Genomic DNA, 12,989 nt, shown 5'->3' with positions numbered 1-12,989 from the left:
TTTTTTTTTCTGTCTTGGTCTCAAGATGTCACGAGAAGATGGATATAATCGTATGCTGCCGATCTTTCTTGAAATAAAATGTGGGCTTCTGCGAATTTGGTTTTGTTCCAAGTGCCGTCGTCGTATTTTTTACGGAGATCCTCGAACGATGTCACAGACACGATGAATGAGTCCAGGCTAACGTCCGTTAATCCTGACCTTTTACTCATCTCCAGCGCCAACAACGGAAGTGATTCATGAAGCCTGGCTTTATCATCGTGCTGATATGCTTCGGCATGCAACATACCATGCGGTTCGATAAATATGATGCGCTGTCTCTCGGCTGTCTTGAGCCAAAGGATGAAATCGGGGTAGAAGCCGCGCTCTCCGAAGAAGCCGATGCCCTTACCGCGACTCAGGTTCCGGAGAAGGAAGATTTCGGCCTCCGCTAGGGACTTGTCCTTCTCGGCAAAGCAGTATGCCCGCAGGTCCTCTACAAACTGACGCTCGCTATCCTTCAGACCCGGTGGGTCGCTACGTATTTTATCTCCTTGCTCGATCAACAGTGGCTGGTAAAGATGACGGTCAAAATGTATAGAGGGCAAGTCGTGCAAGTCCTGTTTGTATATGCTTTCGCCTTCATCAATAAGCGTCTGAATGGCATTAATTAACTGGACTTCGTTTCTCGCCACCTTGAGGGTGTAGTCCTGGAAGTTGGTGTCATAACGGTCGAGCGTCTTATAGACCATATGATCCAAGTCCCATCGCTCCTGCTGGACACGGTAAAACTTGTCGGTGTACTTCCGAAGGATGGTCAGCGCCGCTTCATTGAGCAAGGCGGTACCTTCGAAAGACGTCGGCTTGACGGCCACTTCGTCGACCACGAGCGAATAAAGCCTGGTAGGCTCGGTTCTCGACAGGATTGCATGTAGCACGTCAGGACGTACCGCCAAATTGCGCATGCCCTTCCGCTCTTTGTACTCGAGTAGGTCTATGTAGATCTTCTCCCAATCCACAAGCATCAGACTCTCGGCAGGAATTGATCGCTCCCTGCTGGTCTTCACCGCTGTGGCCGTCAATCCATCGGCACCACTCTCCAACGATTGAATCTTCAGCGACATATCCACTCGAACCCGAATACCCGTATCAACATCGAGCAGAACGTCAATTTCATCCGCGAAGTTGCGATCATCCGGCACACGCGGCACGACCAAACCCTGATCTAGGAAGTTGTCATTCGCCCAGATCGGCAATGCCAACTCCACATCGCTTTGTGTCTCGACGCCCTCTTTCTCGAGGTACTCGCGGAACTGCGTCATATAATTGGCCCGGACAGCAAAGATGTTGAGCGTCTCCAATAGCGGAATTTGCTTCGGGTGGTTGCCATCAAGGGCGGAACTGCGCTTCAGTGTGAAGTCCTTGCCGCGCAGTCGTACGCCTCGCCCGAAGAGCTGGATAATCTCCGATCCCTCTTTGCGTCCGATGTTGAGCAGACCCATATTCGACACACGCCAGGAGTTCCAGCCCTCCATGAACTTCTTCGCGCCTATCAGAATCTCGATGCTCGTATCCGGCTCATTGATCCCCTCGAACAGCGAATCCGTGATGGCGTCCGCTTCGAGAACGATACCGGAATCATCTGCCTCGACAAGCTTCTTGAAAGTGCTGGTGTCACCAATATAGATCAAGCCAAAGTAATCCTCTGCACCGCTGGCCTTGAGTCCCAACTCCCCAGCGCGTCCCCTTAGGTCGCACATATGAAGGCTGCCGCCTGTCAGCGTGTGGAGCACTTTAGTCAGAATGCCCTGGTAGGTCGCTTCGGCATCTGCGCCGGCCGCGCGGAGATACTGAAACTTCTCAGCGAAAATATCCTGCCCGTCAGGATCGACTAGCCCAGTTTTACCGTCGAGCAATTTACCGATTGCCTTGATTGCCCAACTGTGTTTGTTCTCCAAAACGTGGTGGAGGAATCGCGCCACGGTCAACACATCGCTTCGCTTTTCCCTGTTTTCAGTATAGACGGCGTTCACGCTGCTACCGACAAACACCCAAAGCGGCTTCTCCAAGTTGTAAGGGTGCAGATTATCTCCTTGTTCCTCGAATACCCGCTGCTGCTCGTAGAACGATAACAGATTGCCCAAGAGCAGCGTCTCGGTCTTATCTTCGGTGGTTTCCTCCATCAGATTTAGGATGCGGAAATCTTTACCGTATCCGTCACCGTGGAAGTATCGATATGAGTAGTCAAAGACGATTGCTTTTCCGTACTCGGCTGTCAGGCTGTCGTTGCGGGCCGCTGTCAGGGCCTGGCCGAATGTGGCGCTGTATTCAAATGTGAACCCAGTCTGGCCTAACGCATCGCGGAAGCTGCGCCACGCTTCGCCGCCCGACCCCTTGTGACCCTCATCGACGAAAATCAGGTTATTGCCTTCGAACGATTCGACCGGGACACTAACCCCACCGCCGCGCTTCTCCTCGACCAGCTTCGTGATCTCGATGACGCGAACGGCATACTTCTCGGTGAGGCCAAGTCCGCTCTCGTTGATGTCGAAGCGGTCGCACGGAATGTTCGATGCGGTCATTTCCTCGATATGCTGTTCGCTCAATCCTTCGTTCGGTGTGATCAAGAGGATATTGTCTAGCGGCAGGTTGTTGTAGTGCAGGAACTGTCGGTAGTTGATGTGCATGATTAGTGTCTTGCCGCTCCCGGTTGCCATCCAGAAGGCGAGCTTCTTCAAGTCCGACTCGGTGAAATTCGCGTCCTTAGGGTCTCCGGCACTCTTGGCGGTGTTGCGCTTGTTGACGAAGTCGTTGAGTTCTCTAAGCAGTTCCCGACGCCGGTTGAAGTAGGCGTCAAGGAATATTTCCGTATAGAGCACCGCCAGATATTGGAAGTAACGTAGCGCGATCGGCTCTGGGTGGCGGGCGTTCATGGCTCGCAGATGTTCGCGTATGTTGTCGTCATAGCGGGCCAGATTAACCGCAGTCACCTTCACCTTGTCGCCACGGGCGATCAACTGGTAATGAACGTAACTACGCCCTGACGCATCGAATCCCTCTGCGGCCGCGCTCACATCGGCCAATAGGTCGCGGTTGTTCTCGTAACCGAACAAACCGTTGAGCCACGCCAGCAGGGCGAGTCGCTGTTCGAGTTTCACATACTCAGGGCGACCATTGCTTGTTCGGGACATCGGCTACGCCTCCACCGTTGAGAACATCCGGGCTTTGAATACCGGCTCGAGGGCTTTGGCGTTAGGAATGAATGAATCGCCGTTGACGAAGACCTCGTCCGCGCCTTCCGTTAGTTTTTGGTCGGTCACGAATTTCTTGTCCTGTTCAAATTCCTTTTTCTGCCAGCCGTCCGTATCACGCCAGATAACGACCACCTGCCTGTGATCGATCCGGCCACGATACACCAGGTATCGTCGCCCATCGTCGTCAAAGACCCTGCGCGTTGTGACATGCAACCCTAACAGGTAGTTAAAGGTCTCCGGAATGTCCACCATCTTTTCGACCGACTCGGCGCCCCTCGATAACACGAGTTTGTAGTTGAACGGTTTGGCAAGTTTCTCGACATTGAGAAGCGTGTCGCTCCTTCGCGTCTCCCACTTGAGCATGTACTTCAGCAGGTAGTCATCGAACTTGAGTGCGCCTTGGCCCGATGCCTCGTCAAACGCGATGTTATTCAAAGAATCTTCATAGCTTTCCAGCCGCATGTATTTGACGATGCGCGGACTTCGTTCGGCTTCCTCTGTCGTAGCCATGCGCTTGGGCTTGCCGTCCTTCCATTCCGGGGCGAAGGTCACTTTCTTGATGCGAGGCAGAAGCACCGTGTCGAAGTACTGGCCCATTTCTACCATTACGAACTTACGATTGCCTCCATCCTCACGGTTGAGATTAATGACTGCGTGACCGGTTGTTCCCGAGCCACCAAAGAAGTCAACGCAATAAGCATCATCTTCGACTCCTGCCGCAAAGATGGCGTCCCCTACTGTGTGGACTGACTTTGGATAGGAGAACGGATTGTGTTCGCCAATAATGTCGCCAACAAGGTTAGCGCCGAAGGTGCCTGCGTTGTATCGCGGATTGACCCAGTTGCTAAATAGAGCGGCGGTTCGATCCTGAGCCTCGATCAACTGGTAAATCGTCAGGTTGTCGCTGCTTTGAAGTTGCTTCTTCTCGATTAGGGCTTGGCATGATTCATATGACCGACGCCAAACCCGTTCCCTTCGATCCGGTGGATCGTTGGGTTGGCCGCTCAGCGGGTAGATTCGGATAAAGCCATCTTTGGTTTTTCCAGTGGGATAGTCTTGGTGTCGGTCTGGCGGTGGTTCAATGCCCACAACTTCCTTCGTGTCCGGATCGATTAGGACAGCATAAAAGCTATTCGGCCGCCCATGTCGGAAGTTACTTTCTGCCGTGCCACTGCGTTTGAACGGCCTGAGTTCTACTCCGTTCTTGCTCATTCGGCCAGATAAGGTGCGATCCGAATCACGATGTACGCACGCCAGCATGTACTCGTGGGTATTGGCCAATACCTTCGCCTTTCCGCCCTGGGGATGGTGATTGACGATAATCATCTCGCGACGAAGGAGAGGAAAGTGTTTGTCAACTAATTCAGATAAATCGGCCATTTCAAAGTCGTCAATCGCAATGAATAGTACCGGATCGTCCGTGAGGAGTCGCATCGCTACAGCAAGCCGATTCTCCATCAACGATAGCCACGACGAACGCAGGTACTCGTTCTTGTAAAGAATCTCTGAGTCGCCAGTGTTGTACGGCGGATCAATATAGATGCACTCAACCTTGCCACGGAGTGAGTCGAGCAGCATGGTCAGAGCTTGGAAGTTCTCGCTACGAATAAGCAACCCATCGAGCACAGCATCTAGCGCCTCAAATGACCCAAGCATGCGATCGGTGAACGGTTGAGGGAAATGCTTTGTATCGAGTACCAGCGTTGGCTGGGCATTGAGGAACGCGATCCGCCTGTCTTTCCTGTTCTTGCCGTTGGTGAATAGGTCGGATTGCTCCTCGTTGATGTGGAACAGCTCTTTCCATTCGGCCCACTGAGCGTCACATGCGGCGATCTCGGGGTAGAAGCTCTCATCGATGGTGCTGACCGTGATGCAGTACTGCGTCTCGGTGATGAACTTCCGCTTCTCCCAGAGCATTTTCTGGAAAGACTCGATCTGTTCGAGGAAGTCGATGATTCGGCTGCCGACGGCCTTGAGCACTCGGAGGACCTGGAACCAGCCCTCGGAACAGTCCTCGCCGGCGGTCTCCATTTCGTCCAGGTTGAGAACCTCATTCTTCAAGTAGAAATCGAGCTCCCCTGAGAGAAATCCCTTCAGGTCCTTGTGGATAAAGAAGTCGGAAGTGTTCCGCCGGGTGTACTGCCGCAGATGGTGTTCGAGGAAGGTTACGGTTTGGCCGTCGCTTGTTTTACGCCGCTCCGCTGTCACGGCAAGTAGGGCTTTTTCTATCTTCTCCAGGCTTTTAGGAATAGTATCGACGATATCGGCAATGATCTTGTCCTGCTGATTTTTCGTGCTGTAAGTCACGGATTCATGGTCGGTCAGTGGCCTGAATTCGAAGGGGATTAAAAGTTCGCTGGCTTCTTCATGCCATTCAATCTCTTTGATGCGGGGTATGAAGAACCGTGTTTCCCCCTTGACATTGTTCTGTTCAACATCAGCTTCTTGGAGTTTAAAATGGACGGTCGTTCCATAATGGTCTTTGAAAGTGTAGTCGCGGAAGTGCTCGGCGGTCTTGACGTAGTACTGGTCGCGGTTCGCCCAGTGCAGATACACCTCTTCGCCGTTGTAGGGGATGGCGTACTTCTGTCTCTTTGAGTACCGGCGTTTTGAAATGAAATCGCCATCTTGATAATAGCGGGAGAAGAACGAATAAAGATGGTTGAAAATGCCTGCCTCAAAGGCTTCTCGGCCGTGGCCGCCGCCAATCTTTGTCTTAAGGTCGAGATACCGTTTACCCAGAAGCGTACCGTGAAATGCTTCGGCCAGGTTGCCGTCGGCATCAAGTGCATCTTTGCTTATGGTTTCGGTGATCTGCTTTGCGGCATCGGCTAATTCTTTAGCGGCCTGTGATTGATTTGCCAGGGCGCCCCGGTCCAATTCGGCAGCAATGGTCTCGGGCAAGTCAGTCGCGATGAATTTCTCAATCACATCCCGCTTGTAGTTCATGATCCGGTAGATGCCGAAGTCCAGATCGGAGCAGTCGAATTGGAAAAGCTCGCGCAGGAGCTGCTGGAATTTTTCCCTTGCCTGTGTCATGAGATCCCTCTTTCCGAGTGTGGCACGGTGGCTACGCTAATTTGGTTCAAGGTGTTGCTGTATTATATGAGGCACATCCCTGGTGGTCAAACGATTGCGACCCCTATGAGGCCGGTGCAGAAAATATGAATTCACCAATTAGATTAGCCAAAGTGGGTCGGGTACTCCTTGTTCCCACAATAGATAGTTTCGTAAGCGTCCTATGGTAAAGGTTATAATAGGCAAATGGCGCGAATAAACGGTAACCTCGGGGCAGCACATTGAGGCTACATGTACCAAGATGTAGTTACTGCATATTTTATGGCTTTGTGTCTTGCAAACCAATCAGGAATTCTAACTGTAGATAAAAAGTTCTTCCTTGAAGATAGGTTCGACGACTTGGCAATCCGTGATAGTCGCGGGTACGTTAGAAGGCAATTTAAAAAGAGCGACAATTCGTGTCGCCCTTTACGCCGAGAGGACTTTACTCAAGATAGGTACGGTCTTCGTCTTGACTACTTGATTCGAACTCTAATGCAAGCTGGTGAGAATCCCGCTGATGAATATCGCTTGTGCCTGCCATGGACCGTCCCAACAGCAACTGACATCGCTCCGTGTTTGGAGGAAATAGAAGCATCACCGTCTTTTGAGGGCTATCGGACCCGGATTTTTAGACTCCGAGCCGATAAGCTGTGGCCGGAAGGCAGAGATGCGATTTGGTCTCCACTTAAAAAGCCTGACGGTTTCACACGAGCCGATTTTATAAGTTTTTCACAACGGTTTTATATTCAGGGTGCTGAATTACAGGGTGCTGAATTAAGGTCTTCTCGGTGAATTCCCCGCGGAAATTTCAGGGCCGAGGGGGTTATTGGAAGAATATTAAACTGGGTTTTACCCTTTCGGGGGTCTTCCACCTCCAATTTGACCTGGTTTCGGTCTCAGTAGGCGCACTTCACCCCTGTGCCGGGCTTGAGACTGGTATTTTGGCCATCCGCACCAGATTGTAAGCCGCCGCCGTGATTTCTGCCCAGAGTTGGTTGCGCGCTATCCCTTTGTACCGGAGCTTTCTGCCTCCTCCCACCGTCTTGATCCAGCCGAAGACCTCTTCAACGCGCTTGCGTACCCGCTGACTCACCTTATACCCTTCATGCCGTGTAGTTCGCTCGTCCACAAGGCTGTATTGCTTCCGCGCCACATGCGGCATCACCTTCATGTCCCGGCACGCAGTGTACAGACGAATCGACTGACCGCGTTGATCGGTCTGTCACCTGGAACTGAAGCAACTCAAACTCTAATCGGACATCGCAAACTCCACCCTGAATGTTCTATATTTTCAGACAGTTTGGGCTATAAATTAGGCGGTAGCAAAAGAGGCTGAGATAGGAAGCGGTGCTGGATAAGAATAGTGGTAAAACGGTGGATATCGCTATATTCCTATCGTTTGACTGGCAGTTGGATTCTGTTATAGCCGAATTGGCTGGCGAGAACTTAAAGCCTGGAGAAATGCTAAACCCTGAAGGTTAATTCAAACATCCTAGTTCTGTCTACCGTACAGTACCGTCCACCATTTTCGGCGTTTTTGTGGAGTTTTTACGTCGGTTTTATGGCAAAGACGCTACTTTCTATCAGTCTTCAGCTTAGCTGGAATATTTACTCTAACCTAGCAGTCGTCTACTTCCCTCTAGGCACGACTGTCCCGATTACAATGCCGATCAGAGAGCGTAAAAAGCGTTGCCTCACTTCAGTTACATGCTGGTTAATGGGTAAAACGCTTTTCTTCAGTCATCTTTCACGTAGCCTTTCTAAACCGGAAACACTCTTACTTTTTATTTTTGGTGTTAAGAAATCCGTCCAAGCCCATGTCGATAAAAGGTTCAGAAGATTTACCAGTTCCGGAAGTTTTAGTTGGTGAACTATCAACAGCCTTGGCAAACTCTTTGGTCATATCACCGGTCACTTTTCGGAAACTACGCATGAACTCCCCAGCCTTCTTTGCGAACTCGGGAATGCGGTTAGGCCCAAAGATAAGGGTGGCTACAATAAGAATGGTAATGATTTCAAAGGTTCCCATGCCCAAAAAATCCATAAACCGTTACCTCCAGATCGTTATCCGTTAGAGCTTCAAGCGGTTCAAATCACACGACAACTCGCCGGATGAAGCTCTTCTTTAATCCGGTGAATAGCCTTGCCAGTACTGGCTGAGCTTGTCGTCTATCAGCAAATCTTAGGAACAAAAAAACGGCGAAAGTATTAATAATTCTTCCAAGATAAGAGGGTAAATTGTACAGACACCCACCCGCTTAAATCTAAGTCTTGGAATTATCTTCGACTGTTTTGGGAGCAATCGCTTCGGGTGCCTCCACGGTAGTCTCTGATGTCACTTCCGGCGATACTTTTTCATCAACGCCAGAGGATCCGTCCTTGAAAGATTTAAGCCCCTTACCGATTGCCTCACCAACTTGAGGCAATTTGCCGACCCCGAAGACAAGAAGAACGATTACAAGAATAATACCCAGTTCCATTGGTCCCATTCTGAATGGCATACAGCACCTCCCTATATTTCATATAATGACCTATCATATTTTGGTAACTGTTTTAAAGTGGCATAATCAGCTCTTTTTAGTGAATTCGCGTTCCCACACCGGGTCTAATACTCTAGCTGCCTCCTTTGAGTAGTTGTTTAAATCAATGGCAAGAGTGGAAATAGGCTCACGGGTAGAGCCATCTGTGGGGTATGGACTACATAGACCGTAAAGACCTCGGAGTACCTGCGAGTGATCAATAATCATATACGGACGAAGCAGGTTTTATCGTAGGGTTACTTATCCCTAATCGCCCAAAATAGGATGAGTTGATGATCTCTTTCAGGCTCTTTTGCTTAACCTTGTCGGTTGCCAAATGGACAAAATACATGGTTCCACATAACCGCGGGCATTTATATGAAAATAGCTACGGCCTCCCGCGATGCAACCATTAACGCAGGGGGCATCGTTCCAGAAATCAACAACAAACATCGGTTTCTGATTATGGATACGCTGTGCTCCAATTTGCCTCAAGAGTTCCCTTTGCTCGCCAGTCGGCATTAAGTCGGTATCCGGGTTAAGACCAACGGGCATGTGGATGAACCTGCCGAAATTTGGTGTTGACGACTAACCTCAACAACTTATTCCTTCCTTCTCAGTGCAATGCCTAACGCCCCCGGCCCACTGTGGACGCCTAACACCGGACCCACTTGGGCGATAAGTGCCTGGACTTTATGGATAGCCATGATACTAGCGGCTAGCTCTTTTGCCTCATCGGGAGTGGTGCTGTAGATAATTGCTAGGTCTTCGATATCTTTAGCACTCTTTAGGAACTCCAACAGTTTTTCCTTGCCCTTGGCGCGACTGTGCGCCTGACTCGCTGGCACAAATTCACCCTCTTTGAGTGTCAACAGCGGTTTAACATTCAGTATTGAACCGAGCATTGATTTGGCCTTGCCAATCCGACCGCCCTTGGCTAAGTATTCCAGCGTGTCAAAGAGGATCAGTAGCCTGGTATTAGGCACCATCTTTCTAACGGCATCGGCGACTTCAGTCAATTCCTTGCCTGCTCTGGCCATTCTGGCGGCAGCAATGACAATCAAACCCAATGCCATTGTTAGGTTCTGGGTATCAATGACTTCAATAGGGCATTTAAGTTCGGCCAATTTTTTGGCCTGTTCGGCGGAGTTGACTGTGCCGCTCATCTTGGAAGATATATGAATAGAAAGAATACCGTCGGCTTCTTTTGCAAGCCGGGTATAGGCTTCTACGAAATCCTGTGGGGTAGGCTGGGAGGTTTTAGGCAGTACAGACTCATGAAGAAGTTTACGATAGAACTCGTCCTCGGCTATATCGACCCCGCCGCGATATGATTTGCTTCCAAAGATCACGTATGAAGGTACTACCACAATGCCCAGATCTTTTACCAACTGAGGCGGAATATCAGCAGTGCTATCAGTAACTACCTTAACGGTCATAATAACCCCCTTTTTTTAGCATACGACTAAATTTTCTTGCCACATGAATTGCGCCCAACGTAGCACTAGACATGTTCTACGAAGACCACCAAATCTTGTTTAACCTTTTTCCGACTGCTTAATTTTTAGCGGTCGTGACCATCCCTTGCGAAACCAAACCCTTTCCTTCCAATCCCATAAGCCGACAATGGGATCCATCACCTTGTCGAACAACCACCGCAACGCCTCTTTGATTCTCATCGCTCCCCCTTTCAAGTTATTAATTGACTATTAAATAGGCACTTGCTTTACAACATTCTCGCTCCTATTTACGGATCGACTTTACAACCAGGCGGCGTTTCTCCTGCCAAGTGTCGACCCAGACAATCAGAGTCGGTAATACGAACAGGGTGCTGACTAAGGCAAAGAAGACATTGATCATGGTGACGATGCCGAAGTCGCGCAGTATCAGGAAATCCTTGGCGATCAATAGCGCGCCAAAGCCACCGATTACAGTAAGTCCTGAGGCGATAATGGCACGACCGATCTTGGTCATGGCAGTGGCCATCGCTTCCTCTGGTCCTTCACCCTTGCGCCTCTCTTCGTAGTACCGCATCATCAGCAATATGGTAAATTCCACCCCAATACCCAAGATCAGCGCTCCCAGGGTAGAGGTGAGGGGAGTATATTTGATCCCCAATAGATACATTACGCCACTTGACCAACCGAGGATAAGGCCGATGGGCAGGACCGCTAGAACGGCGCGTGGCAGATTGAACTTGAAGAGACCAAAGAGAACCAAAAAGATCAAGCCAACTCCGATGAGGGTCATCTGCACGCGCCCATCAGTCAGGGCGTTAAAGAGTTCGATTCCGATTATTGGCGTTCCTGTCAAGATGACATTTACGCCGGGAGGAGGGGCTACATATCCGGTTAATTGGTCCCTTACCTCCTGAATCTTGGCTATCTCTAACTGCTTAATGCTAATCACAAGATTACCGGTGGTGTAATCATCGGTGATTAAGTTCCTCTTGATGGGTACAGGAAGTTGCCCCAAGATCTGCTTGACTTGCACAGAGCTTTGAGGCATCACTCCGCCGGTAGCCTGCAAGATTAGATTAGTAATACTGGTAGTACCAGTAACAAACTCGGGTTGCTCCAAGATAATGCGCTGTTCCAGTTGCACCATCCAGGCTATGACCAACGGATCAGTGATGTCCTTAGATTCGATCAACATATTGATTGAACTGACTCCGCCGGTTATTTTCTCAAGGGCCAACAGATTCTTTACCGCCGGAAAATCCTGAGATATAAACTTGGTCTCATCGGTTTCGGTGGCAATGTGGGAGTCACTAATCAGTCCCCCGATGGTCAATAACAAGGCCAAAGAGATGATGATGGTCGTATTTTTGGTCACCCAGGGCGCAAGTTTTCCGAGGCCTCTTTCTACAAAGCCAACCTTATCCTGCTTCGCCTTAGCCTTTCTTCCGTTTATTGGGGTTTTGGTTGCATTGCGTCGATCATGCAGATACAGGATGCCCAGAAGTAAAAACAGCGCTACAAGGTAGGTGGCTATCACGCCAATAATCAACATAAGGCCGAAATCACGGACCATGGGAACAGGCGAGAAGAACAGAGCAGCAAAACCAAGCGAGGCCGCAATAATGGCGATACCAATTGACGGCCCAATGTGGGTAACAGAATCTATAATGGCTTCAGCTACAGTTTCACCCCGCCTGACCTCTTCGTCATAGCGGTTGTGGAATTGAATAGCGTAGTCCACCCCAAGGCCGATTAATATGGGAAACACTGCCATGGTAACCATAGTTATAGGAACGTTAATCATGCCCATAATTCCAAAGGTATATATGATCCCAATGAGCACGATACCCAGCGGCAACCATCTCCAAGCAAAGAAACCCCGAACACTAAAGACCACGGCCAGGATTACAAGCATTAATAGTATAGAAAACAGGAACATATTGAGTAGACTGCTGGACATCATATCTTCTAGCTGGCCAAAGACAGCAGGCAAACCGGTGACTACGGCCTCAACTCCAGAGAAACCGGCAGTAGCGACTATGTTTTCAACTTCTTCGCTTACCAGTTTTTGGTCATCCAATGACAAGTCTCCCTTAAGCACTATGGCGATCAAGGCGTGCTGGTCATCAGGCAAGACTCTGTTGAATTGGGGTCGAATCTGGCCATTCTGGGAATCCACGACTATGGACTGAAGTATTTGGGGGTCCAGTGGTAAAGCAGGGGTACCAGTTTGTTGAGCAACCGCCTGTTTGATGAAAAAGACAGGTCCTAGCGCCGAAATAACATTTGGGTTTGTCCCCATCTGGTTCTCGACAGTCTCCATCGCTGTCATGTTGGCGGGCTGCAGTAGTTGAGTTAAATCATTACCTGTCACCAAAACTACCACAACGCTGCTGCCGAAATGCTGGTTAAACTTCGTGTAATCCTGGTAGGCCTGAGAATCAGTGGATAAGTAGGTTTCGACACCTGTAGATAGTTTGAGTTGTGTCGCCCCAAAGAGAGCGGCAACAATAAGTATTCCACTGACAGCAATAATTAATAAACGTTTGCTCTCAATAAATATGCCCAATTTCCTAAAAAAGGTAGTGTCCCGTCAAGTGGTGTAAATTCATCATCGGTGGTTTCCTGAATAGTTAAGTTTGTAAAGCCATGAGAAGGGGTTCCTCCTGCGCCCCTTCCAGCGTTTTCTTCATCGAGTCCAAAGAAAAGTAGCGCCGTCC

The 12,989-nt window shown here is 49.8% G+C and carries 8 protein-coding genes and 1 pseudogene; all 9 read right to left on the bottom strand.

The annotated features are described in order from the left end of the window. Positions 1-20 precede the first annotated feature (20 nt). Positions 21-3,167 carry a DEAD/DEAH box helicase family protein gene (locus tag ABFB09_RS09260; protein ID WP_347001213.1) on the bottom strand — a complete coding sequence of 1,049 codons (3,147 nt, stop codon included), beginning with the start codon at positions 3,165-3,167 and terminating at the stop codon, positions 21-23. A gap of 3 nt (positions 3,168-3,170) precedes the next feature. Next, positions 3,171-6,269, bottom strand: a complete 3,099-nt coding sequence (locus ABFB09_RS09255; protein WP_347001212.1) for a DNA methyltransferase — start codon at positions 6,267-6,269, stop codon at positions 3,171-3,173. Positions 6,270-7,200: 931 nt separating this feature from the next. Continuing rightward, positions 7,201-7,473 (bottom strand): annotated as a pseudogene (locus tag ABFB09_RS09250) (transposase); the annotation flags it as partial. Between the two features lie 594 nt (positions 7,474-8,067). Next, positions 8,068-8,334 (bottom strand): twin-arginine translocase TatA/TatE family subunit, encoded by a 267-nt coding sequence (locus ABFB09_RS09245; RefSeq protein ID WP_347001211.1) that lies wholly within the window; start codon positions 8,332-8,334, stop codon positions 8,068-8,070. A 220-nt stretch (positions 8,335-8,554) separates the two neighbouring features. After that, positions 8,555-8,791 carry a twin-arginine translocase TatA/TatE family subunit gene (locus ABFB09_RS09240; RefSeq protein ID WP_347001210.1) on the bottom strand — a complete coding sequence of 79 codons (237 nt, stop codon included), beginning with the start codon at positions 8,789-8,791 and terminating at the stop codon, positions 8,555-8,557. 620 nt (positions 8,792-9,411) lie between these two features. Then, positions 9,412-10,248 (bottom strand): DegV family protein, encoded by an 837-nt coding sequence (locus ABFB09_RS09235; RefSeq protein WP_347001209.1) that lies wholly within the window; start codon positions 10,246-10,248, stop codon positions 9,412-9,414. Positions 10,249-10,347: 99 nt separating this feature from the next. Then, the gene (locus ABFB09_RS09230) at positions 10,348-10,488 is read right to left on the bottom strand and encodes a hypothetical protein (protein ID WP_347001208.1); all 141 of its coding nucleotides are present in this window, start codon (positions 10,486-10,488) and stop codon (positions 10,348-10,350) included. A 64-nt stretch (positions 10,489-10,552) separates the two neighbouring features. Continuing rightward, complete coding sequence (locus ABFB09_RS09225; RefSeq protein ID WP_347001207.1) at positions 10,553-12,838, bottom strand: hydrophobe/amphiphile efflux-3 (HAE3) family transporter; 2,286 nt, start codon at positions 12,836-12,838, stop codon at positions 10,553-10,555. Next, the coding region (locus ABFB09_RS09220; protein WP_347001206.1) for a hypothetical protein at positions 12,805-12,989 on the bottom strand (185 nt) is incomplete at its 5' end. The genes ABFB09_RS09220 and ABFB09_RS09225, both read right to left, overlap by 34 nt.

This window comes from Dehalogenimonas sp. THU2 (assembly GCF_039749495.1).
Lineage (GTDB): Bacteria > Chloroflexota > Dehalococcoidia > Dehalococcoidales > Dehalococcoidaceae > Dehalogenimonas.
The sequence above is the reverse complement of the archived record's forward strand: the minus strand, read 5'-3'. Positions and strand labels throughout refer to the sequence as shown.